At 64.2% G+C, this 23,924-nt stretch carries 21 protein-coding genes and 1 pseudogene; 11 read left to right on the top strand and 11 right to left on the bottom strand.

Features of this window, described 5'->3' with window-relative positions; all coding sequences use genetic code 11:
- Window positions 1-211 precede the first annotated feature (211 nt).
- The 8 genes from IF809_RS11040 to mutL all read left to right on the top strand — a co-directional run bounded on the left by IF809_RS11040 (window position 212) and on the right by mutL (window position 11,159).
- Window positions 212-1,183 (top strand): bifunctional riboflavin kinase/FAD synthetase, encoded by a 972-nt coding sequence (locus tag IF809_RS11040; protein ID WP_453993265.1) that lies wholly within the window; start codon window positions 212-214, stop codon window positions 1,181-1,183.
- Between the two features lie 230 nt (window positions 1,184-1,413).
- Window positions 1,414-4,422, top strand: coding sequence for an isoleucine--tRNA ligase (ileS, locus tag IF809_RS11035; RefSeq protein ID WP_462837597.1), 3,009 nt, complete (start codon window positions 1,414-1,416; stop codon window positions 4,420-4,422).
- A gap of 9 nt (window positions 4,423-4,431) precedes the next feature.
- Window positions 4,432-4,926, top strand: coding sequence for a signal peptidase II (gene lspA / locus IF809_RS11030; RefSeq protein WP_453993269.1), 495 nt, complete (start codon window positions 4,432-4,434; stop codon window positions 4,924-4,926).
- A 95-nt stretch (window positions 4,927-5,021) separates the two neighbouring features.
- A complete protein-coding gene (locus IF809_RS11025) occupies window positions 5,022-5,747 on the top strand; it encodes a hypothetical protein (protein ID WP_128968382.1) in 726 nt (241 codons plus the stop codon).
- 193 nt (window positions 5,748-5,940) lie between these two features.
- Window positions 5,941-7,332: a M16 family metallopeptidase gene (locus tag IF809_RS11020; RefSeq protein WP_128968383.1), complete on the top strand. Its 1,392-nt coding sequence runs from the start codon at window positions 5,941-5,943 to the stop codon at window positions 7,330-7,332.
- Window positions 7,251-8,702 (top strand): M16 family metallopeptidase, encoded by a 1,452-nt coding sequence (locus IF809_RS11015; protein WP_128968384.1) that lies wholly within the window; start codon window positions 7,251-7,253, stop codon window positions 8,700-8,702. The genes IF809_RS11020 and IF809_RS11015 overlap by 82 nt, the downstream gene beginning before the upstream one ends.
- Before the next feature lie 115 nt (window positions 8,703-8,817).
- Window positions 8,818-9,234: an alternative ribosome rescue aminoacyl-tRNA hydrolase ArfB gene (arfB, locus tag IF809_RS11010; protein WP_128968385.1), complete on the top strand. Its 417-nt coding sequence runs from the start codon at window positions 8,818-8,820 to the stop codon at window positions 9,232-9,234.
- Window positions 9,235-9,344: 110 nt separating this feature from the next.
- Complete coding sequence (gene mutL, locus IF809_RS11005; protein ID WP_462837596.1) at window positions 9,345-11,159, top strand: DNA mismatch repair endonuclease MutL; 1,815 nt, start codon at window positions 9,345-9,347, stop codon at window positions 11,157-11,159.
- 120 nt (window positions 11,160-11,279) lie between these two features.
- Here the strand turns inward: mutL and rsmD are convergent, their stop codons facing one another.
- A complete protein-coding gene (rsmD, locus tag IF809_RS11000) occupies window positions 11,280-11,834 on the bottom strand; it encodes a 16S rRNA (guanine(966)-N(2))-methyltransferase RsmD (protein WP_128968387.1) in 555 nt (184 codons plus the stop codon).
- 1 nt (window position 11,835) lies between these two features.
- Window positions 11,836-13,761, bottom strand: a complete 1,926-nt coding sequence (locus IF809_RS10995; RefSeq protein WP_462837595.1) for a pseudouridine synthase — start codon at window positions 13,759-13,761, stop codon at window positions 11,836-11,838.
- Between the two features lie 121 nt (window positions 13,762-13,882).
- Between IF809_RS10995 and IF809_RS10990 the strand changes: the two genes are divergently transcribed.
- A complete protein-coding gene (locus tag IF809_RS10990) occupies window positions 13,883-14,341 on the top strand; it encodes a nucleoside deaminase (protein WP_453993276.1) in 459 nt (152 codons plus the stop codon).
- Here the strand turns inward: IF809_RS10990 and IF809_RS10985 are convergent.
- From IF809_RS10985 to IF809_RS10965, 5 genes and pseudogenes are all read right to left on the bottom strand, one after another.
- Window positions 14,338-15,243 (bottom strand): alpha/beta fold hydrolase, encoded by a 906-nt coding sequence (locus IF809_RS10985; RefSeq protein WP_462837594.1) that lies wholly within the window; start codon window positions 15,241-15,243, stop codon window positions 14,338-14,340. The two genes, IF809_RS10990 and IF809_RS10985, sit on opposite strands and share 4 nt — an antisense overlap.
- A gap of 206 nt (window positions 15,244-15,449) precedes the next feature.
- Window positions 15,450-16,733 carry a phosphoribosylamine--glycine ligase gene (gene purD, locus IF809_RS10980; protein ID WP_462837593.1) on the bottom strand — a complete coding sequence of 428 codons (1,284 nt, stop codon included), beginning with the start codon at window positions 16,731-16,733 and terminating at the stop codon, window positions 15,450-15,452.
- A 124-nt stretch (window positions 16,734-16,857) separates the two neighbouring features.
- A complete protein-coding gene (locus IF809_RS10975; protein ID WP_462837592.1) occupies window positions 16,858-17,178 on the bottom strand; it encodes a hypothetical protein in 321 nt (106 codons plus the stop codon).
- Window positions 17,179-17,182: 4 nt separating this feature from the next.
- On the bottom strand, window positions 17,183-17,371 hold the full coding sequence (locus IF809_RS10970) for a DUF3606 domain-containing protein (protein ID WP_462837591.1): 189 nt from the start codon (window positions 17,369-17,371) through the stop codon (window positions 17,183-17,185).
- Between the two features lie 1,029 nt (window positions 17,372-18,400).
- Window positions 18,401-18,591, bottom strand: a pseudogene (locus IF809_RS10965) (phosphoribosylamine--glycine ligase); the annotation flags it as partial.
- A 386-nt stretch (window positions 18,592-18,977) separates the two neighbouring features.
- Here IF809_RS10965 and IF809_RS10960 point away from each other — a divergent pair.
- Window positions 18,978-19,736, top strand: a complete 759-nt coding sequence (locus tag IF809_RS10960; RefSeq protein WP_462837590.1) for a hypothetical protein — start codon at window positions 18,978-18,980, stop codon at window positions 19,734-19,736.
- Window positions 19,737-19,794: 58 nt separating this feature from the next.
- A complete protein-coding gene (locus IF809_RS10955) occupies window positions 19,795-21,009 on the top strand; it encodes a hypothetical protein (RefSeq protein ID WP_462837589.1) in 1,215 nt (404 codons plus the stop codon).
- A gap of 166 nt (window positions 21,010-21,175) precedes the next feature.
- On the opposite strand, the gene IF809_RS10950 is transcribed toward IF809_RS10955, so the two are convergent.
- From IF809_RS10950 to IF809_RS10935, 4 genes are all read right to left on the bottom strand, one after another.
- Window positions 21,176-21,634, bottom strand: coding sequence for a GIY-YIG nuclease family protein (locus tag IF809_RS10950; protein ID WP_462837588.1), 459 nt, complete (start codon window positions 21,632-21,634; stop codon window positions 21,176-21,178).
- A gap of 134 nt (window positions 21,635-21,768) precedes the next feature.
- On the bottom strand, window positions 21,769-22,068 hold the full coding sequence (locus IF809_RS10945) for a winged helix-turn-helix domain-containing protein (protein ID WP_462837587.1): 300 nt from the start codon (window positions 22,066-22,068) through the stop codon (window positions 21,769-21,771).
- Window positions 22,068-22,619 carry a hypothetical protein gene (locus tag IF809_RS10940; protein WP_462837586.1) on the bottom strand — a complete coding sequence of 184 codons (552 nt, stop codon included), beginning with the start codon at window positions 22,617-22,619 and terminating at the stop codon, window positions 22,068-22,070. The genes IF809_RS10945 and IF809_RS10940 overlap by 1 nt, the downstream gene beginning before the upstream one ends.
- A 205-nt stretch (window positions 22,620-22,824) precedes the next feature.
- Window positions 22,825-23,835, bottom strand: a complete 1,011-nt coding sequence (locus IF809_RS10935) for an alpha/beta hydrolase (RefSeq protein WP_462837585.1) — start codon at window positions 23,833-23,835, stop codon at window positions 22,825-22,827.
- Between the last annotated feature and the right edge of the window lie 89 nt (window positions 23,836-23,924).

The raw sequence follows: 23,924 nt of genomic DNA, 5'->3' as shown, positions 1-23,924 counted from the left end.
CCAGGAATATTCAAAAACGGACCTGACAGGCCGGGGGCCCTCAGTTCCACCGTCCAAGCACTTAGCACCAAGGCGTTAAACAGCGCGTTAACCGGGGTACCCCGCGGCAGACCGAAATCCATGTTCCCTGCGGCCCTATCGGCCCGCTTGACTTCGACGGCCGGCTCAAGCCACGGTCCCGGCCGACCCCGCCGGCTCGAGAATTCCCCTGATGGCCCCGCAATTTACCGTTATCCGCGACAGCACGCCGGATTCTGCGATCCCCAAGGGCGCCGTGGTCGCCATGGGCAATTTCGACGGGGTCCATCTCGGCCACCGGGCCGTCATTGCCGCCGCCCTGGAGATGGGCCGGGCGCATGGCCGCCCTGCGCTGGCGCTGACCTTCGAGCCGCATCCACGCCGGTTTTTCAGCCCCAACACCCCGCAGTTTCGCCTGACGGACGAACGGGCAAAACTGCGGCTTCTGGCCGGGACCGGGCTAGCCGGTGCCGTGCTGATGACCTTCGACAAGGCCAGGGCCGGCACCAGCGCACAAGATTTCATTCACCATGACCTGATCGAGCGCCTCGGCGTCAGCGGGATTGCGGTCGGCTACGACTTCCATTTCGGCAAGGGCCGGGTCGGCTCGCCGAGCCTCCTGGTCAACGAGGCGCCCCGGCTCGGCATCGAAGTCGACGTGCAGCCGCATGTCGATATCGACGAGCGGCCGGTGTCCTCCAGCGCGATCCGGATCGCGCTCGCCGAGGGGCAGCTCGACGAGGCCACGGCCATGCTGAGCGCGCCCTGGTTCATCACCGGCGAGGTCATCCATGGCGAGAAGCGCGGCCGCGACCTCGGCTATCCCACCGCCAACATCCGGCTCGACGCCAATTGCGGGCTCAAGCACGGCATCTATGCAGTGCGGGTCGGCCGCGGGTCCGAGCGTCTGAACGGGGTGGCGAGCTTCGGCCGTCGCCCGACCTTTGATAATGGCGCCCCGCTCCTCGAAATCTTCCTGTTCGACTTCAAGGGCGACCTTTACGGCCAGGTGCTGGACTGCGCCTTTATCGGCTTCATCCGCGAGGAGCTGAAATTCGACGACATCGAAGCCCTGATCCGCCAGATGGACGACGATTCCGCCCGTGCCCGCGCCATGCTGGCCGCCGCCCCGGATGCGTTTCCGCAGCTTGGGACCATCGATTGAGGGCCCAAGCCGGCCCGCCGGACCTTTGCGCTTCCCTTTTGCGCTTCTACCTTTTGCGCTTCCCTTGGCCCCCTGCTATGGAGAGCCCATGTTTGCGCGGCGCATCATAGGGATTAGCGGCCCGGCTTCCGCCTGAGCCTAAAGGCTCGGCGCAAGACCGGGATTTGTCGTTCCACCCCGCGATTCCGCATCGCCATTCATTCCCGCGCCATTCCGAGCCAGTCAGTCTCATGTCCGAAAAGCCGCAGAAGTCCGCAAACTCCGACGTCAAAGACTATTCGAAGACGCTGTTCCTCCCGCAGACCGAATTCCCGATGCGCGCCGGCCTGCCGCAGCGCGAGCCGGAGCTCCTGAAATACTGGAACGACATCGGCCTGTACGACAAGCTGCGCAAGGAAGCGGAGGGCCGCCCCAAATTCGTGCTGCACGATGGCCCGCCCTACGCCAACGGCAACATCCATATCGGGCACGCACTGAACAAGATCCTCAAGGACGTCGTGACCAAGAGCCAGCAGATGCTCGGCTTCGACTCCAACTACGTGCCCGGCTGGGACTGCCACGGGCTGCCGATCGAATGGAAGATCGAGGAGGAGAACTACCGCAAGAAGGGCAAGCAGAAGCCCGACTTCCGCGACTCCGCCGCGATGGTGGCGTTCCGGAAGGAATGCCGTGCCTATGCGACCCACTGGATCAACATCCAGCGCGAGGAGTTCAAGCGGCTCGGCATCATCGGTGATTGGGATCACCCCTATCAGACCATGAGCTATCCCGCCGAAGCCCAGATCGCCCGCGAACTGATGAGGTTCGCGGCCAACGGCACCCTCTATCGCGGCTCCAAGCCGGTGATGTGGAGCGTGGTCGAGAAGACCGCGCTGGCCGAGGCCGAGGTCGAATACGAGGACCATACCTCCGATACGGTCTGGGTGAAATTTCCGGTCACCTCGCCCGCGCATGGCGCGCTCGCTTCCGCCAGCGTCGTGATCTGGACCACCACGCCTTGGACGCTGCCCGGCAACCGCGCGATCTCGTTCTCGCCCAAGATCGCCTACGGCCTCTACAAGGTGACGGACGCACCCGCGGACAATTGGGCGAAGACCGGCGATCTCCTGATCCTGGCCGATGCGCTCGCCGCGGACGTGTTCAAGCAGGCGCGCGTCACGGCCTATGAGAAGGTACGCGAGATTCCCGCCGACACGCTGGATGCCGTCGAATGCGCCCATCCGCTGCGCGGCCTCGATGGCGGTTACGAGTTCATCGTGCCGTTGCTACCGGGCGATCACGTCACCGACGACACCGGCACCGGTTTCGTTCACACCGCGCCCGGCCATGGCCGCGAGGACTTCGATGTCTGGATGGTCAATGCGCGCGAGCTCGATGCGCGCGGCATTTCGACCGCGATCCCCTACACCGTCGATGAGAACAGCGCCTACACCGCACAGGCCCCCGGCTTCGTCGGCAAGCGCGTGCTCACCGACAAGGGCGAGAAGGGCGACGCCAACGAGGCCGTGATCAAGGCGCTGATCGACGGCGGCAAGCTGCTCGCGCGCGGCCGCCTCAAGCACCAATATCCGCACTCATGGCGCTCGAAGAAGCCGGTGATCTTCCGCAACACGCCGCAATGGTTCATCGCGATGGACAAGGACATCAGCGAGGACGGCCATGCGCAGAAGGGCGACACGCTGCGCGCCCGCGCGCTGCATGCGATCTCGGTCACCCAATGGGTGCCGCCTTCGGGCGAAAACCGCATCAACGGCATGATCGCCAATCGTCCGGACTGGGTGATCTCGCGCCAGCGCGCCTGGGGCGTGCCGATCGCCGTGTTCGTGCGCGAGAAGGCCGACGGTTCGGCCGAGATCCTCCAGGACGAGATCGTCAACCAGCGCATTGCCGAAGCCTTCATGGAAGAAGGCGCCGACGCCTGGTACGTGGACGGCGCGCGCGAGCGCTTCCTCGGATCGCGTGCCGCCGAGGACTGGAAGAAGGTCGACGACATCTGCGACGTCTGGTTCGATTCCGGCTCCACGCACGCCTTCGTGCTCGAGGATCGCCAGAACTTCCCCCAGCTCGGCAACATCGTACGCAAGGTCGACGGCGGCAACGACACCGTGATGTATCTGGAAGGCAGCGACCAGCATCGCGGCTGGTTCCACTCCTCGCTGCTGGAGAGTGCCGGCACGCGCGGCCGCGCGCCCTACGATATCGTGCTCACCCACGGCTTCACGCTCGACGAGAACGGCCGCAAGATGTCGAAGTCGCTCGGCAACACCGTCGAGCCGCAGAAGGTGATCAAGGATTCAGGCGCTGACATCCTGCGCCTGTGGGTCTGCGCCACCGACTATGCCGACGACCAGCGCATCGGCCCGGAGATCCTGAAGAACACCATCGAAACCTATCGCAAGCTGCGCAACACGCTACGCTGGATGCTCGGTACGCTGCACCATTTCAAGCCGGGCGAGAAGGTCGCTCCTGTCGATATGCCCGAGCTTGAGCGGTTGATGCTGCACAAACTCGCCGGACAGGCGGAGACCATCCGCAAGGCCTATGCAGCCTTTGACTACAAGACCGTCGTCGCGAGCCTCTCGGCGTTCATGAACTCGGAGCTGTCGGCGTTCTACGTCGATGTCCGCAAGGACACGCTGTATTGCGATCCGCCGTCTTCGCCAGCGCGCAAGGCGGCGCTGACCACGATCGACATCCTGTGCGATGCGATCCTGAAATGGCTCGCTCCGATCCTGAGCTTCACGACCGACGAAGCCTGGCGGATGTTCCGGCCCGATGCCGCGCCTTCCATCCATTTGACCCTTTTCCCGGAGGGCCTCGAGCAGTTCCGCGACGACAAGCTCGCTGCGAAATGGGAGACGATCCGCAACGTTCGGCGTGTCGTCACCGGTGCGCTCGAGCTCGAACGCGCCGCCAAGAACATCGGCTCCTCGCTGGAGGCCTCGCCGGTGATCTATGTTGCCGAGCGCGACATGCTGGGGACGCTGTTCGACACTGATCTCGCCGAGATCTGCATCACCTCGAATTACGAGGTGCGGGAGGGCGAGGCGCCGGCCAATGCTTTCCGTCTCGATGCCGTGCCCGGTGTCGCTGTCGTGGTCGAGAAAGCGGTCGGCACCAAATGCGCCCGCTCCTGGAAGATCTCGCCCTTGGTCGGCGAGGACGCCGAATATCCCGACGTCACCCCGCGCGACGCCCAGGCGCTACGCGAATGGAAGGCGCTCGGGGTAGCGGTCTGATAGGCAGCCATGACCCCGCTCCGCGCCGGCATCCTCGCGGCTGTGGCCACCCTCGTGGCAGACCAGACCTCAAAACTCTGGCTGCTGAACGGCTTCGACCTCGCCCGTCGCGGCGTGGTGAAGGTGACGCCGTTCTTCGACCTGGTGCTGGCCTGGAACATCGGGATCAGCTTCGGCTGGCTCCAGAACGATAGTCAGGCCGCACAGCTGGCGCTGATGGCGGTGAAGATCGCCGCGGTGGTCGCGCTCGCAATCTGGATGGCGCGGTCTCAGACCCGGCTTGCCACCGTGGCGCTGGGGCTGATCATCGGCGGCGCCATCGGCAACGGTATCGACCGCCTCGCCTACGGCGCGGTGGTCGATTTCGCCCTGTTCCACGTCGAAATCGCCGGAAATACCTATAATTGGTACGTTTTCAACCTGGCGGACGTGGCCATCGTTGCTGGCGTGGCGGCCCTATTGTATGATTCCTTTCTGGGGATACCCGCCGCAAAAGCGCCCTGATCCCGGCTGATACGGGCCGGAGGCGGAACCTCGCTTAGCGAGGGGTCGTCGCGCGAGACGCGACACGACTGCCACAATTTGGAACAGGTACAGGTATGCGCAGCTCCGAGACCAGCGGTTCGATGGATCGAAACCCCCGGCGGGGATTTTGGCTGGCGCTCAAATTGTCCGCCGTCGCACTCGGTGTCGGTCTCGTCATGTCGGCAGGCCCGGTCCGCGCCGGTGACGACGACGAAGAAGATGACGGGATGACCTTCGAAGAGAGGATCATCGACAATCTGATGTCCGGCATCGGCGCCAAGAGCATGGAGAAGAAGGGCATCGAATACCGCGAGCGCTCGCCGCTGGTGGTGCCGCCCAAGCTCGACCTGCCGCCGCCCGCCGGCACCGAAGCCAAGAACGCGCCGAACTGGCCGAAGGATCCCGACGAGAAGCGCCGCAAGGAGGCCATCGCCGCTCGGAAGAAAGAATCCAAGGCGACGGAGAACTGGCAGGCGGCCCGGCCGCTGACTCCCGCCGAGTTGAACGCCGGCAGGACGGCCGCCCCCGAGCGGACCAGCAACGATCCGATCCAGCCGGGAACCAACAACAACCCGTCGCTGAGCCCGGCCCAGCTGGGATTCACCGGCGGTCTGTGGAACATGATGACGAACAACAAGGGCGAGGCGAAGCAATTCACCAGCGAACCGCCGCGTCAATCCCTGGTCGAGCCGCCGCCGGGCTATCAGACGCCTTCGCCGAACTATGCCTATGGCGCCGGCGAGGACAAGTCGCGGCGGATGTACTACGATATCATGTCCGGCAAGGAGAAGGAGCAATAGGCTCCTTGCCCGTCGCACGCAGGCGCGGACCCGCCGCAGACGTACGGCATAGGCCGGGCGCGGCAGATGACCTATTTTTAAGTACCAGTTGACCGCGTTCTCTGCTTCGTGACCCGAAGCTCATAGCCGCGCGGTGTAGCATGCCGCGCTTTTACGCCCGGACATCAGGGTCTGGGCTTTCACAAGGATCGTGATGCCCTCACCCCGATCGGTTGCCTGCCTTTTCGCCGCGCTGCTCTCGACATCTGGCTTAGACGTCGGTAGCGCATTCGCCCAGACGACGGTCACATCGGCGCCTCCCGCCAGCTTCACGCTCAGCAACGGCCTCCAAGTCGTGGTGATTCCGGACCATCGCACACCCGTGGTCACGGAGATGATCTGGTACAAGGTCGGCTCCGCCGACGAGACGCCGGGCAAGTCGGGTCTCGCCCACTTCCTCGAGCATCTGATGTTCAAGGGCACTTCGAAGCATCCGGTCGGCGAATTCTCCCAGACCGTGCTTCGCGTCGGCGGCAACGAGAACGCCTCGACCTCGGTCGATTACACCAACTATTACCAGCGCGTACCGAAAGAGCAGCTCCCGACCATGATGGAGTTCGAGGCCGATCGCATGACCGGCCTGATCCTCAAGGACGAGAACGTGCTGCCCGAGCGCGACGTCGTGCTCGAAGAGTACAACATGCGCGTCGCCAACAATCCGGATGCGCGGCTCAACGAGCAGATCATGGCCGCGCTCTATCTCAACCATCCCTATGGCCGGCCGGTCATCGGCTGGCACCAGGAGATCGAGAAGCTCGATCGCGAGGATGCGCTGGCCTTCTACCGCCGCTTCTATGCGCCCAACAACGCGATCCTGGTGATCGCAGGCGATGTCGAGGCCGCCGACGTGCGCCAGCTGGTCGAACGCAATTTCGGACCCATTCCGGCCCAGCCCGCGATCCCGGCGCGTCGCATCCGCCCGCAGGAGCCGGAACCGGCGGCGCCGCGCACCGTCACGCTGTCCGACCCGCGCGTCGAGCAGCCGGGCCTGCGCCGTTATTATTTGGTGCCTTCGGCGACAACGGCCGCTGCCGGCGAGAGCGCGGCGCTCGACGTGCTCGCGCAGTTGATGGGCAGCGGCAGCAACTCCTATCTCTACCGCGCGCTCGTGGTCGACAAGCCGCTCGCGGTCTCGGCCAGCGCCAGCTATTCCAGCATCTCGCTCGACCCGACCCAGTTCGCGATCTCGGCTTCGCCGAGGTCCGGTGTCAGCTTCGCTGACGTCGAACAAGTCATCGACGGCGTCATCACCGACGTCGCGCAGAACCCGATCCGCGCCGAGGATCTCGAACGGGTCAAGACCCAACTCATTGCCGAGGCGATCTACGCACAGGACAATCAGGCGGTGCTGGCGCGCTGGTACGGCGGCGCACTGACCACAGGCCTGTCGATCGAGGACATCAGGAGCTGGCCGGATCGCATCCGTGCGGTCACCGCCGAGCAGGTGCGCGCCGCCGCGCAGAAATGGCTCGAGAAGAAGCGCTCGGTGACGGGCTATCTGATCAAGGACACCAGTGCCGCCAAGCGCGAGGAGAAGCGTTCGTGAATAATCCCGTCCTTCGCGCTCGCCATTTCGCCTTGTCGTTCGTCACCGGCGCGACGCTCGCGCTCGCTTCGATCTCGCCGTCGCAAGCCGCAGCCAAGATCCAGCACCTGGTTTCGCCGGGCGGTATCGAGGCCTGGTTCGTTCAAGACGCGACCGTGCCGTTGATCGCCATGGAATATTCATTCGCCGGCGGCTCGGCGCAGGATCCCAAGGACAAGTCCGGCGTCGCCAATCTCGTCGGCGACCTGCTCGACGAGGGCTCTGGCGATCTCGATTCCAAGACATTCCATGAGCGACTCGATCGCCGTGCCATCGAGCTCTCCTTCAGCGCCAGCCGCGACACTTTCCGCGGCAGCCTGCGTATGCTGCGTGACAACAAGGATGAGGCCTTCGACCTGCTGCGCTCGGCACTGACCTCGCCGCATTTCGACACCGCCGATGTCGAACGCATCCGCTCGCAGGTCATTTCGGGCCTGCGCCGCGACACCACCAATCCGACCTCGCTCGCGAGCAAAAAATTCCTGGAGATGGCGTTCGGCGATCATCCCTATGGGCGGCAGACCAACGGCACGCTGGAGAGCGTGCCGACGATCACGGTTGCCGACATGAAGGATTATGTCAGCCGTGTGCTCGCCAAAGACACGCTGAAGATCGCGGTTGTCGGTGATGTCGATCCGGACACGCTCGGCAAGCTGCTCGATCACACCTTTGGGGCCTTGCCTGCCAAGGCCAATCTCGTGCCGGTCCCCGATGTCGAGGCCGCAAAGCCGCCGCAGCGCGCCTTCGTGCCGCTCGACGTGCCGCAGACCGTGATCACCTTCGGCGGCCCCGGCGTGATGCGCAGCGACCCGAATTTCATGGCCTATTACGTCGTCAATCACATCCTCGGCGGCGGCGGCCTGTCCTCGCGGCTCTACCATGAGGTGCGCGAGAAACGCGGCCTGGCCTATTCGGTGTTCGAATCGCTGCTCTGGATGGAGCATTCCGCAGTCTTCATCGGCAACACCGGCACCCGCGCCGACCGGGCCGGCGACACCATGGATGCGATCGAGAAGGAAGTACGCCGCATCGCCGACGAGGGGCCGACCCAGAAGGAGCTCGACGAGGCCAAGTCCTATCTCAAGGGCTCGCAGATGCTGGCGCTCGACACGTCCTCCAAGCTCGCGCAGGCGCTGCTGCAATATCAGCAGGACAAGCTGCCGATCGACTATATCGAAAAGCGCAACGCCATCGTCGATGCCGTGACGCTGGACGACGCCAAGGCCGCCGCCAAGCGGCTGTGGGGCCAAGGGCTCCTCACTGTCGTCGTAGGTCGCGCGCCACAGGCTGCGGCGCAGCCAGCCGCAGCACCGGTGACCAAGTCGAACTGAGATCTCTGACGCTTCCTGAAATGGCCGGGCTCGCCCGGCCATTTGCGCTTCCAGATGTACCATTGCCGAACATGGACGATCCGCGATATGTCGTGACATCGCAATTGGTGCCATCATGCTGCGGATATCCCGCGATCTCGTCATCGACGAGGACGACATCGAGATCGGCTTCGTCCGTGCCTCAGGTCCGGGCGGACAGAACGTCAATAAAGTCGCGACCTCGGCGCAACTGCGCTTTGATACCCGCAAGCTGACCTTGCCGGAGGACGCCGCGTTGCGCCTTGTCCGCCTCGCCGGCCAGCGCATGACCAAGGACGGCGTCATCGTGATCCAGGCGCAACGCTTCCGCACCCAGGAGCGTAACCGGCAGGATGCCATCGACCGCCTCACGGAGATGCTGCGCGAGGCCATGGTTCGCCCCACGCCACGGCGCGCAACGCGACCGACCTTCGCCTCCAAGCAGCGCCGGCTCGAGGGCAAGAAACGCCGCAGCGACGTCAAAGCCGGTCGCGGCGGCCGCTTCGACGACTAGGAGGGACCGACTCGGAACAAACTGAGCATGTGGGTAGCCGGGACTTGCCCCATGCAATTGCGTGTCAGCAGGACTAGATTGGGCGCTGAACGCGCCCTTTGAGTCTTTCCATGCCCGTCCGCCAATTACCAGAACAGGTCGTTAACCGCATCGCCGCCGGCGAGGTGGTCGAGCGGCCGGCGAGTGTGGTCAAGGAACTCGTCGAGAACGCGATCGATGCTGGCGCGAGCCGGATCGACGTCTTTACCGAGGGCGGCGGCCGGCGGCGGATCGGCATCACCGACGACGGCAGCGGCATGACCGCGAAGGATCTCGCGCTCGCGGTCGAGCGCCATGCCACCTCCAAGCTCGACGACGAGGATCTGCTTCAGATCCGCACGCTCGGGTTCCGCGGCGAGGCGCTGCCCTCGATCGGCTCGGTCGCGCGGCTTTCCATCACTACGCGCCATGCGAGCGAGCCGCACGCCTGGGCCCTCACTGTCGAGGGCGGCGAGAAGTCCGAGATCATGCCGGCGGCGCTGGCGCACGGCACCCGCGTCGAGGTCAACGATCTCTTCTACGCAACGCCGGCGCGGCTGAAATTCTTGAAGACCGATCGCACGGAAGCCGAAGCGATCCGCGAGGTGGTGCGGCGCCTCGCCATGGCGCGGCCCGACATCGCCTTCACGCTGGCGGGCGAGGAGCGCGCCCCCGTGACTTGGGCCGCGGCGCTGCCCGGCGCGGCCGGGCGACTGACGCGGCTCGGTGATATTCTGGGCGCGGAGTTCCGCAGCCATGCCTTCGAGGTTCATGCCGAGCGCGAAGGCGTCGTCGTCGCCGGCTATGCCGCGGCGCCGGCACTGACCAAAGCCAACGCGCTCGGCCAATATCTCTTCGTCAACGGCCGCCCGGTGCGCGACAAGCTGATCCTGGGTGCCGTGCGCGGCGCCTATGCCGATTATCTACCGCGCGACCGCCATCCGGTGCTCGCGCTGTTCGTCACGCTCGATCCGCGCGAGGTCGATGCCAATGTGCATCCGGCCAAGACCGAGGTACGCTTCCGCAACGCAGGCCTTGTCCGCGCGCTGATCGTGCACGGGCTGAAGGAAGGTCTTGCGCGCGAGGGCCGCCGCACTGCCGCCAACAGCGGCGAGAGCGCTTTGTCCTCGTTCCGGCCTGCATTCACGCCGCAGCGCCCTGCGAGCTGGGACTGGCGTGCTTCGCCAGCCGCCCCGGTTGCGCCGATGCCGTCATTCGAAGGCTCCGCCGCGCCTGCCTTCGCCGAGCGCGCGCAGGCCGCGTTCGATGTCGGCGCGCCGAGCGCCGACGTTCGGATCGAGACACTGCCGGTGGCCGATCTCGTCGACCGCCCGCTCGGCGCGGCGCGCACGCAGATCCACGAGACCTATATCGTCTCGCAGACTCGCGACGGCCTCATCATCGTCGATCAGCACGCCGCGCATGAGCGCATCGTCTATGAACGGCTGAAGGCCTCGCTCGCCGAGAACGGCGTGCAGCGGCAGATCCTGTTGATCCCCGAGATCGTCGAGATGGACGAGGCGACGGTGGAGCGGCTGCTGGAGCGCAGCGAGGAGCTTGCTTCCTTTGGCCTCGCCATCGAATCATTCGGTCCCGGCGCGGTCGCGGTGCGCGAGACGCCGTCGCTGCTCGGCAAGACCAATGCGGGCGGCCTGCTGCGCGATCTCTCCGAGCACATGGCCGAATGGGACGAAGCGCTTCCTCTCGAGCGCCGCCTGATGCACGTCGCCGCCACTATGGCCTGCCACGGCTCGGTGCGTGCCGGCCGCAGGCTGCGTCCAGAGGAGATGAACGCGCTCCTTCGCGAGATGGAGGAGACGCCGAACTCCGGCCAGTGCAATCACGGGCGGCCGACTTACGTCGAGCTGAAGCTGTCAGATGTGGAGAAGCTGTTCGGGCGGAGATGAGCCGACAGTCTTGTAGGGTGGGCAAAGGCGCAACGCGCCGTGCCCACGATCTCTTCATGATTGCGAGAGAGGGTGGGCACGCTTCGCTTTGGCCACCCTACGGCGACTACGGCAGCTCGATTATGGCTTCCTCAAAAACACGAACTCCGTATCGTCATAAGCCCGCCGCTCCAGCTCCTCGTACCCCTCCGGCGTCGCGAACTGCGCGGCCTTCGCTTCTTCCACCACGAGCACCGCACCCGGCGTCAGCCAGCCGCCGTCGCGCAGGGACGCAAGCGCCTTCTCCGCAAGACCCTTGCCGTAGGGCGGATCGAGGAACACAAGCGAGAACGGCTCGACGGGATGCGCGGGCCCGAGATCGGTCGCGTCGCGGCGATAGACTTTTGTAACGCCACCCAAGCCCAGCGCCTCGACATTGTTGCGAAGCAGTGCGCGCGCCTCTGCGCCGTTGTCGACGAACAGCGTGAACTTCGCGCCGCGCGAGGATGCCTCGATGCCGAGCGCACCGGTGCCGGCGAAGAGATCGAGCACGCGCGCATCCTCGATCGGGTTGCCATAGGCGTGCACGAGGATGTTGAACACCGACTCGCGCAGGCGATCCGCGGTGGGACGGATGTCACGCGAAGACGGTGAGGCGAGGTTGCGCCCCTTCAAGCGACCGCCGACCACCCGCATGTTATTCGTCCCGCGGCGTCAGATCGCGCTTGCCGTGATAGCCGCGCTTGGGACGACGCGGCGGACCGTAGCCGTTGGCCTCTTCCTCGTTGCGCTCGCGCGCCTCGTCGCTGCCGGTGCGCTGCACCAGCACGCGGCGGCCCTTGCGGTCGGCAATCACCGCGCGCTTGGAGGTCTTTTCGCCCTCGCCCGGCGATGACTTCTTCGGCACGTCGAACTGCGCGCCCGACTTCTCGATCACCTTGTCGCCGAGCTGCTCGCGCAGCACGCGCGCGCGGATCTCCTCGACCTGGCCCTCGGGAACCTCGCCGAGCTGGAACGGACCGTAGGAGACGCGGATCAGCCGGTTCACCTCGAGCCCGAGATGAGCGCAGACGTTGCGCACTTCGCGGTTCTTGCCTTCGCGGATCGCGAACACCAGCCAGACATTGGCACCCTGGTCACGCTCCAGCGTCGCTTCGATCGGACCGTATTTCACGCCGTCGACTTCGATGCCGTTCTTGAGCTGGTCGAGCTGCGCCTGCGTAATGTCGCCATGGGCGCGAACGCGGTAGCGGCGCAGCCAGCCGGTATCAGGCAGCTCGAGCGTACGTGCGAGGCCGCCATCGTTGGTGAGCAGCAGGAGGCCTTCGGTGTTGAAGTCGAGCCGGCCGACGCTGATCAGGCGCGGCAGCCCCTCGGGCAGGTTGTCGAATACGGTCGGACGTCCCTCGGGATCGTCATGCGTCGTCATCAGCCCGCGCGGCTTGTGATAGAGGAACAGCCGCGTGCGCTCGCGCTCCGGCAAGGGCTTGCCGTCGACCAGAACGACGTCGTTCGTGGTGATGTCGAGCGCCGGCGAGTTGATAACGCGACCGTTGACGGTGACGCGGCCTTGCGTGACCATCTCCTCGGCGTCGCGGCGCGAGGCGAGACCTGCACGCGCCAGAGCCTTGGCGATGCGCTCGCCGGCCTTCTTCGGCTTCGGCGCTTCCTCGCGGCGCGGCCGGCCCTCGAAATCGCGCTCGCGTTCGCGATATGCGCCGCGGCCACCGAAGGCGGGGCGCTTCTCGAAGATCCGGCCGTCGTCCTCGTTGTCGCGGCGCGGGCGGTCGCGGAAGCGGCCCTCGTTGCGCGGATGCTCCTGCCAGTCCATGCGGCCTTCCGGCCGCTCGCGCGGCCGATCGAATTTCGGCCGGTCACGGAACGGACGATCGCCGGATGAGCGATCATCGCGGGAGCGCGAGAAACGCGGACGATCTTCACCGCGGCCCCCCTCGCGACGATCATCGCGCTGACGCCAGGGCTTCTCCTCGCTGCGATCGCGACCGCTGAAGTCCTTGTCGAAACTCTTGCGCGGACGATCGCCACGGGGACGGTCCTCGCGCTTCTGCCACGGCTTGGAATCGCCGCGCTCGCCGCGGTCGCGCGAAAACTTCCGGTCGCCCTCGAACTTGCGCTCGGGACGGTCACCGCGCGGCGCATAGGGCCGTTTGTCGCCGAATTTCTTGTCGCCGAAGCGGCCGGCGGGACGGGCATCGTCGCGATCGCGGCTGCGCGGTGGACGGTCGTCGCGGCCATAAGATGGACGATCCCCGCGTGGCTTGAACGAGCGCTTCTCGCCATCGCGCGATCCGCGATCGGAGAAGGGACGGTCGCCACGCGGCTTGAAGCTGCGCTCGCCGCGGCCCTCGCCGCCGCGCTCGTCGCGCTTGAAGCGGGGACGGTCGGAAAAATCGCGGCGCGGGGCATCGCCGTCCTCGCGGCGACGGAACGGGCGGCCCTCGCGGGGCGGGCGGCTGTCGCGGTCGCCCCTGCCCTCGCCCCGCGCTTCGAAGCCGCGCTTGGCGAATTTCTTCTCGGGGCCGCGGGGCTTGCCGCTGCGGCCGCCTTTGGGCGGGCCTCGCCGGCCGCGGGACTCGTTGTCTTTGTCGCTGTCGCGAGGCATGAATAATCTCACTTACGGGGGTGGCCGGAAAGCATTGTGCGCGCTCGTTCAGAGCCGCATGCTCAGGCAAAATCGGGTTAGCACTTCTGCTGAAGGCGCAGCTACTAGCAGGTTTCTTCGGATGATACGAGGCTTGAAAGCCCCCTCTTTCATGGATTTGGCGCTCAAAACGGCCGAAAATGCCGGAAAGGCGGGCGAAGTTCCGATCGGGTGCGTGATCGTCCGCAATTACGAGGTCATCGCCACCGCCGCCAACCGGACGCTGACCGATTGCGACCCCACCGGCCATGCCGAGATCGTGGCGCTGCGCGAGGCGGCGAAGAAGATCGGCAGCGAGCGCCTGGTCGACTGCGACCTCTACGTGACGCTGGAGCCCTGCACCATGTGTGCGGGCGCGATCTCGTTTGCAAGGGTCCGCCGGCTCTATTACGGCGCCGCCGACCCGAAGGGCGGCGCGGTGGAATCCGGCGTGCGGTTCTTTGCATCCCCGACCTGCCACCACGCCCCCGACGTCTATTCCGGCGTCGGCGAGAGCGAGGCGGCGCGGCTGCTCAAGGAGTTCTTTCGCGAGCGGCGCTAGGGGCCGGCGAAGAACGACAGCAGCGCCCGTGCGGTCACCTCGGGGTTCTCCTCGGTGAGGAAGTGGCCGGAATCAACAGGCATGCCCTCGACGTTGGTCGCCCATTGCTTCCAGACGTCGAGCGGCGTCGCGGCGGCTTGGGCGATGCCGGCGCCGCCCCACAGCGCCAGCATCGGCACGGTGATCTTCTTGGCCGAGTCGAAATCGGCCTTGTCGAGGTCGTAGTCGATATAGGCGCCGGCGCGGTAGTCCTCGCACATCGCATGAATGCGGGCGGGATCGCGGAACGGGGCGATGTAGTGCTGGAGCGCGCGGGGGTCGATCGCGTCCAGCGTCCGCGACTTGGTCTGGCTCGCCATCTTGAAGCGCAGGAAGAACTCGCCTTGACCTGCGATCAGCGTTTCCGGCAGCGGCGCGGGCTGGGCCAGGAACGTCCAGTGATAGATCTTCAGCGCGTAGGCGCGGTTCATCCGCTCCCAGTAATTATAGGTCGGCAGGATATCGAGCACGGCGAGCTTCGACAGTCGGCCGGGATGGTCGAGCGCCAGGCGATACGACACGCGGCCGCCGCGGTCGTGGCCGGCGAGCGCGAAGTGGACGTGACCGAGCCGCTCCATCATCTCGACCATGGCCTTGGCCATCGCGCGCTTGCTGTAGGGCATGTGCAGCGCATCGCTCTCGGGCATGTCGGACCAGCCATAGCCCGGCAGGTCGGCGATGATCAGCGTGAACTGCTCGGCAAGCTCGGGCGCGACGCGGTGCCACATCACATGCGTCTCGGAGAAGCCGTGCAGCAGGAGCAGCGGCGGCCCCTTGCCGCCGACGCGGGCGAAGATGCGGCCGAACGAGGTGTTGATCCATTCGGAGGCGAAGCCGGGATAGAGGTCGGCGAGGTCGGACATCTTGTTGCATCCTTGGTCAGGTCAGTCGCGGAGCTGCTGCCGACAAAAAGTCGAAAACAAGCCCATGCACAGTAGCGGTATTATCAGCGGGGTGGCTAAGCCTATCTGCTGATTGCGCATTTCTGGAATGTCGAGATGGCGCCGTGATGACGCCCGCGCATCGCGGCTCCGGACCGGCGCAGGCGCGCGCCGGCGGGCATGACGCCCTAGGTCTTCGCCTTCTCCGCCTCCACCGCCTGCCAGCCGATGTCGCGGCGGCAGAAGCCTTGCGGCCACTTGATCCGGTCGACCGCCTGATAGGCGCGCGCCTGCGCTTCCGTCACCGTCGCCCCCAGCGCGCAGACATTGAGCACGCGGCCGCCATTGGCGAGGATGGCGCCGTCCTTGGCGATCGTGCCGGCATGAAATATCTCGACGGTGTCGACCTTGGCGGCGTCATCGAGCCCTTCGATCCGCGTGCCCTTCTGGTAGTCGCCGGGATAGCCCTTGGCGGCCATCACCACCGTGAGCGCGGACTCCGGATACCAGCGCAGGTCGAAATTCTTCAGCTGGCCGTCGACCGAGGCCAGGAACGCCGGCACGATGTCGCTCATCATGCGCAGCATCAAGACCTGGCATTCGGGGTCGCCGAAGCGGACGTTGAACTCGAACAGCTTTGGGCCCTGCGTCGTCAGCATGATGCCGGCATAGAGCACGCCGCGGAACGGCGTGCCCCGCTGCTTCATGCCGGCGACCGTCGGCAGGATGATCTTCGCCATGATGGCGTCGTGGACGGCAGGCGTCACCAGCGGCGTCGGCGAATAGGCGCCCATGCCGCCGGTGTTGGGGCCGACATCGTGGTCGAACACGCGCTTGTGGTCCTGGGCGGAGGCGAGCGGGATGGCGGTCTCGCCGTCGCAGAGCGCGAAGAAAGAGATCTCGCGGCCGGGGAGAAACTCCTCGATCACGACCTCCGCGCCGGCCTCGCCGAAGGCGCCCTCGAACATCATGGCGATGGCGTCCTCCGCCTCGCGCACTGACTTCGCGACGACGACGCCTTTGCCGGCGGCAAGGCCATCGGCCTTGACCACGATCGGAGCGCCCTGGCTGTGCACGTAAGCGAGCGCGTCCTCAGGCTTGGTGAAGCGCTGGTAGGCGCCGGTGGGAATGCCGAACTCGGTGCACAGCGCCTTGGTAAACCCCTTGGAGCTCTCAAGCTGCGCCGCCGCCCGGCTCGGCCCGAACGCCTTGATGCCCGCGGCGGTGAGATCATCGACGATGCCGGCCGCCAGCGGCGTCTCCGGGCCGACCACGACCAGCTCGACCGCGTTCGCCTTGCAGAACGCGATCACCGCCGCATGGTCGGCGACATCGAGCGCCACGCATTCCGCCTCCCGCGCGATGCCGGCATTGCCGGGAGCGCACCAGAATTTGGTCACCAGGGGAGAGGCTGCGATCTTCCACGCCAGAGCATGTTCGCGGCCGCCGGAACCAAGCAGGAGAATGTGCATCGAAGGCTCAGAAAATGAGGGGTTTTGCTGGGGCGGAGGTCGCACGAATCGGGGTGGGGCTCAAGGGGGATGGGGGCGGACTCCCCGGCATTCCGGGCGCGGCCCGCATCGCAACGGCTCCGGCTCAGCGGCGGAGCCATCCAAGAGCGTTGGCGCGCAAGGAGAGCAGCCAATTCCAGAGGCGGGCGAACCACGGCAGCGTGAGCAGTTTCGGGCGGACGATCCTGAACAGTCTTTCGACCAGAAAGAGACTGGCCGCGTAGGCGCAAACGATGACGGCGGTGCCGGTGATCCAATGCCCTTCACCCGCAATCGCGACGGCACCGAGCTTCAAGGGCTCGACGATGCTGGCCGGGATCAGAAGCAGCACCAGGGATTGGTAAGGCCCCAATCCCTCGATGTGGCGACGTAGCCGCGATGGCTGATGTGACGCGGGCTGCGACATCGGACTATCGCCCCAGCCTCTTCTCCACCTGCTTCCTGGTGTTGCCGACTTCTCTGACCGCCGTCTTGACGGCGGAGGCCGGCCGTCCTGACTTCCGGGCCTCGTACCGGACCTCGTCCTCTTGCCCGCCGGCGACGCGGCTGCGGTCCTGCTTGCGCCCGCGGATGGTCTGTTTCTTTGCCGTCCTGGCCATGACACGCCTCCTCATGGCGCAACGCAGGGATAAGTCGCCAAGTTCCGCGCGCCTTTCCCACCTTTGATGACCGCGCGCTGCGAGATGCGCCGCTCGCGGTGCGACGCTGATAGGAACGACCAGACAGCGGATGGCTTGATGGCTCAAAGGAGTGCCATCATGAACATCTCCCGTCTTGCGCTCGTCATGGCCGTTGTCATTCCCTGCTCCGCATTCGCTCAAGGCGGCGGTGGAGGCGGGGGTGGCGGAGGTGGCGGCGGAGCTGGTGGTGGCGGCGCAGGCGGAGCATCATCTTCAGCCGGCGGCGCGGCAGGCGCAGCCTCCTCGTCAGGGACGGCGGGTGCAGCCGCAACATCTCCATCCGGTTCAGCCGGGACCGGCGCTGCAGGGACTGGTGTTGCAGGGACTGGTGCAAATACGAACACGACGACGGCACCCAACCTCAGCAATGGATCGGCCACTGGAAACGTTGCGGGCGAGAACACCAACAGCCCCTCGCCCGCCCAGTCAGGTGCAAATCGTCCAACAGGGAACGGCAATGGCCTGACAACGGGAGCGGCGCCCGGCACCAACACGGCCGGCACGGCAGCCCCGTCGGGTTCGCCCGCGAACGCACAAGCTACGGCCCCTGCGGGCGGCATCGGCAGGCCGATGACACAGGACGAAAAGGGCAGTGACGACAAGATCGATCAAGAGAACAACCGCGCCGACAAGATCGTGGGGAAGATTTGCAAAAACTGCTGAATTGCACCCTGTGCATCGCTTTCGCCGCAGCGCTTGCGTTGAATGAGCCTGCCGAGGCCAGACGCCACAGGCAGCATCCGCATCCCGTCGCTACAGCGGCAGGCGAGCCCAACGCGAGGAAGCCTGATGTGGATCCGCCTCGCGATCCCGCCGACAAAGCCCTGGATAAAAAGCTCAAGAGCATCTGCCGCGGCTGCTAGGCGCAATGGCTTTGGCCGAATGAGCTGCCGCGAGCCTAGGAAATTGCCAAAACAGGTTTAGTGCAGTGTCAGCGTCATTTCACGACAGCTCGACCGCATTCTTTTTGCAGAAGTCCATCACGACCGCATGACCGGCGACATCGAGCGCCACGCATTCCGCCTCGTGCGATGCCGGCATTGCCGGGCGCGCACCAGAATTTGGTCACCAGGGGAGAGGCTGCGATCTTCCACGGCAGAGCATGTTCGCGGCCGCCGGAACCGCAGGAGAATGTGCATCGAAGGCTCGGAAAATGAGGGGTTTTGCTGGGGCCGGAGGCCGCACGTATCGGGGTGGGGCTCAAGGGGGATGGCCCCGAGTTGACCTGACTCGAAGTAGCAGACGCTTACGATGTGCACTCTTGGTCCCAGTGGAACGCTTCGGTTTCTGGGGAAGGACCGTTCGATCGATCCACCAACTCCGCTGCCGATTCGCTGAGGATGATCGAGCCGTAGCGCTCGCTGTGAATAACCGGGACAGGCACCCTAAGATGCATATTGCTACCCAGCATTGTGCCATCCTGACTAACACGCTGATTCGAACGAAGCCATCGGGAAATACGCGCACGTCATTGCGCCCGCTGATCGTAGCGCTCAGCCATTAGCGTAGCTCTCCGGAGAGACACATGGATTTAGATGAGGCAATCGCCATACTAATCGAGCTTCTGCGGCATGACCGCGCACGAAACTACGGATACGACCTGTACGCACGCACTGGCGCAGAATTTGCTGCTCGACAGCGGCATCCGCACGAGCACTACTTGGACGGTCCAGTTCGCGAGCTGTCGCCGATATTCTACGAAGCAGCTTGGGAATTGTGCAGGCGCGGAATTGTTCGCCCTGGCGTCCGACGATCTGGCGAGCAAGCGGTCGAGGAAGGCGGTTATTCGCTGACGGTTGCCGGGCGCGCCGCTCTCGCAAACCTTGACGACGCAACCATACTAATAGCCCAGCCCGGCTCACTTGCGGCGACATTCAACGGCTATCGACAACTTTTTGGTGATGGATTTCATCAACGCGCAATGGAAGCCATCAGGTGCCGAAACGCCGAAGCATGGCTGGCTTGCTGTGCAATGGTGGGCGCAGCCGCCGAGTCTATTTTACTTGCAACTGCGATCACGAAGAGTGGGAACGAGGAACAAGTACTAAGTTTGTATCGCGGCAATCGGGGACGCCAAGCGGTGCTGAACATGATTGCTGGTCAAGCCGGCGCGCCGAGGCGCAATACTTTGACTACCTTTGCAGGCATCGTCTCTCTTTGGCGAGACGATGCTGCACACGGGCAGGCAAGTCCCATTGACACGTCAAACGCGGATGAGAGTCTGCGCCAGCTCCTCCACATGTGCCAGTGGGTTGCCCGAGAGTGGGATAACCTCACCGCTTAGTTCGAAGCTGCTCGGAATCGGTAAGCACCGAGCCAACATCTCGCCATTGGACACTAAGATGTTCGAATTGCCGCCGTTTCGAAAATGCCCAAAGTGCAGAAAAGAAGGGTTTGGAACGCTTTCAGTAGGTGGCAACTGTGTGACCAAGCGCTGCGCGGATTGCAGATACTCGCATGACGAGATGCTCCCTAAAGTCGATAAGCGTGTCGTCTACTTGGATCAGTTTGCGATATCCGAGCTCTACAAGACAAAAGAAGGAAAGCGTCGGCCTGGCGCACCGAGCGCTACATTTTGGCAACGATGTTACGAACTTGCTGCCCTCGCTTACAAGCGCCAGCAGGTCATATTTCCGTCGTCCAACCTGCATTCAGACGAGACAATTGTCTGGCACTCACCAGGCGAATTAAGGTTGGCGCACGAGATGTTCAGCGGTGAAACGTTCTTTGACAGAACCGACGAAATTGCAACAGATCAAGAGTGGGCATTTGCTGAGGCCTACATCAGCGGGTCCAGCCCTCCTGCTCTGACTTTTAATGTCGATGATATTCTGTCTGGTGAGCGCAACGATTGGCTTCCAATCTTCCACATCAACGTAAATTCCGATTACTCGATTTTTGCTCCCGGCCTACGTAGGGATCGGTCGACCGCAGAGACGAGTTTGAAAAGCCTTGCCGAAGGTTGGGCTAAGAGGCGACCGACGTTCGACCAAATACTGAGACATGAGCTATCTAGCTACGGGTCCGCCATGCGCCAAGCTCTGCGTGATGAGATCGCCAAAACAGAGGCGGCAATGGCTTCGGACGATCCATCGAGTATATTGGAGTTGCGCTTTGGCTTAATGGATCGATATCGGCAACTTGCCGCGATGTTCGTCAGTCGAGGCGTACCACCTCAATATGCGTTCGACGAAGTATCCAAGTTTCTTGATTGGCCAGGAAATCAGGAACAGCCTGCGCATAAAATCTTCGCTTACCTGATCGCCGCCCTCGCTTGGAGGGTGTCGTCTGGACAGAGTCCGAACGTCGGTGCCAGCATCCTAACCGACTTTACGGCTATCGCCACGTATGCGCCTTTTGTGGATGCCATGTTCGTAGACAAACAGTGTGCGTCATTATTGCAGCAGGGCCAGCTTCGGACGGAATTGGCCTATAAGGCGCGCATATTCTCGATGAGCAACCAGCAAGAATTTTTGGATTATCTCAAACAGCTTGGCGACTCTGCTACCAACGAGGTTCGACAACTTGCAAGTGAACTGTACGGTGCGGAGAGATAGATGAAGCTGAGTAGTCCGGAGGTTGGGTAGCCAACCGAGCGCCAGCCGCGTTCATTGTCACTTGGAGGCGCATAATAGCCACGAGCACGAAAAATCGGAATGCGAAAAGAGATGGATTTACAACGGCTCGACTCACCCTACGAACTATCATCGTAGTTCGATGCGGCTAATGGGTATCGAACTCGTCTAAGGTGAGGCCAAATTCGAGATGCGCGTACAATTCGAGCAGATACTGCTGCACGGGATCCGCAACTTCAACGAAGAGAACAGCCATTTCTTTGACTAGGCTCACTTGCCTTAGGAAGGCTTCCTTGAAGGCGGGATCTTTTAGAAGGTCTCTGCGAGAGCCCTCAGGGACGTAGGTCGCCTTTTTACCGTGTTCAATTCGCGTTCGCTTGAAAGCAAATGAAGCTGAGAAATGACTTTTTGTGATATGGTCTCGGAGACGTCCACCAAGATTTCGGGTGCGGCCAACGTGGACAGGCACCCCATTTTCGAGAAACGCGTAAACGCCTGCTCTACCCTTCTGAGCAGCGATACCTTTGCTGCTGAAGGGGGGCGATGCGATCAGCTTGGCAAACAATCCGGGGATAGCGGCAGTCGCCTGTTGAAATTGCTCGTTCATTGACACTTCCCAGCAGGGTATTCGCCGCAGCGCAAAAGTCCTTCGAAAAGGAAATACTACAACTGCGCCAATACTAGCTCGTCAAGGATTGAGCGCCGTCCAGCGGTTGGCCATCCATCGTTTGACCGACGAGCTTAAACCTGCCTCCCCGCAATGATCTCCTGCAACGTCGCCACATGCCGCGCGAAGGCGCCGCGGCCGGCCGCCGTGGCGGTCACCTTCGTCTGCGGCTTCTTGCCCACGAACGCCTTCTCCACCGAGACATAGCCGGCCTTCGCCAGCGTCTCGATGTGCGCGCCGAGATTGCCGTCGGTGGCGCCGGTGAGTTTCTTCAGGCGGGCGAATTCGAGGCCCGATGTCGCCGGCAGTGCGTTCAGGGCCGCCATGATCTTCAGCCGGAGCGGCTGGTGGATGATGTCGTCGAGCTCGGCCATCAGATCCGCCGCATCCAGAGGCCGCCGACGATCAGGCCGCCGCCGTTGACGAAGGCCATCCAGAGCGGGAATGGCTCGCCGATGTAGAAGAAGCCGATCAGCGTCAGCGCGGTGATGACGAGGCCGATGGCGACGAACGCCGTGCCGAACCAGAGACCGGCGAGCGTGTAGAACAGCATGAAATAGATCGGCCAGAAGGCCCCGAGCTCGCGTGGGCCGAAATGGCCGAGCACGCTGGTGCAGATGGTCCCGAATGCGAAGAACAGCAAGAAGACCAGCACCAGCCTGACGTCGAAGGCCGCCGGCTGAGCCTGCGACGGCGCCAGCAGCCGGATCGCGATCAGGCCGCCGACACCGAGGATGTCGACGGCGGGCCAGGCGTAGCGCGCGTAAAACGGCCACAGCCAGGTGACGAGATTGCCGGCGAAGACCAGCACGCCCCACCATATAGCGGCCGTGCTGGCGAGCTCATAGAGCTGCGATTGCCGCAGGCGCTGGACGATGTCGTCGATGTCGGCGAGGGCTTCGGCGGCCTGCTTGCTGTCGATCATGTCAGGGCTCGTGCTGAGAGGGTTGGGCTGTGTCCGCAACGGGACAATCCCCGGTTGGAAAGAACCCTCACCCGCCACGCGCGGATCGATGCTAGCGCATCGCCCGCGGCGTGTCGGCCTCTCCCGCAAGCGGGAGAGGCGGGGCAAGCCGACGGACCATCCTCGTGAAAACCATGTGCGATTGCCCTGCCGGCAGCGGGTCGCATCATGACTGGCCGCTCCCGCGCGTGGCGACGTCCTCGGCGATGGCGTTGACCGCCTTCGGATTGGTGACGATGCCCATGTGGTTGACGCCCTCGATCAGCTTGACGTCGATATCAGGTTTGATCGCCTGCACCGCCGCGGCATAATTTTCCGAGATCATCATCTCGTCGTCGGTGCCGCCGAAGATGGTGATCGGGCGGGTCGTGGCGGCAAGGTCGAGACGATAGCCGCGCGTCGCGAAGTTGCGCATCAGGCGGTCGGAATAAACAGGCGTCAGGATCGCTTCCGAATTCACCGGCACCGCGAAGGCGAGCGCCGGGAGCTGCGCGCAGCAATCGATGCCGAGCTTGCGCAATGTGGTGAGGGCGAGGATGCGCGGGACATCGGCGTTGGCCCAGCCGCCGGAATGCGGCCGGTTGGTCGGCGCGTCATAGCCGAGATAGGGCGCGAGCAGCACGGTGCGCACGAACAGGTCCTGCACGATCGGCGTCGCGGCGACGCGCAGAGAGAAGCCGGCGCCGGCGGAATGGCCGATCAGGGTCAGCGGCAGGTCCGGCGCGCTCTTGCGGACATGGGCGACGAAGTCGACCAGATCGTCCTCGAGCTGGCCGACATAACCGATGTCGCCGCGGGTGCCGGAGGCGCCATGGCCGCGCATGTCGAGCGCCCAGGTCTCGACGCCGTGCGCCGCCAGCTCCGCGGTCAGGACGAAATTGATCGAGCCGCTCGAGCCGGACGAGCCGTGGATGAAGATGGCGCCGCGGCCGGTGGCGGGTCCCTTCGGCTGATAATGGCGGTAGCCGAGCCAGGTGCCGTCACGGGCCTGGAACTGCTCGAGCGCCACCTGGCGCGTGAAGTCGATGCCCTTGACGGAGTCGGAGACCGAACGCAGCTCCGGCGGCCGCTGCAGCGGCGTCGCGATCAGCGCGGTCAGGACAAGGGCGAGCGCGCCCACCGCGCACAGACCCCATTTCAGCAGGCTCAGCGTACCTCGCAGCAACTGGATCGCCATGACGCAAACTCCTCGGGATGTACAGTCGATAGAGAACTCTATATTACAGAGTACTCTTTCGGTCAATCGGCCAGATGGCGCTTCCAGGC

The organism is Bradyrhizobium sp. UFLA06-24 (assembly GCF_054967145.1).
This window is presented reverse-complemented; position numbering and strand designations above follow the sequence as displayed.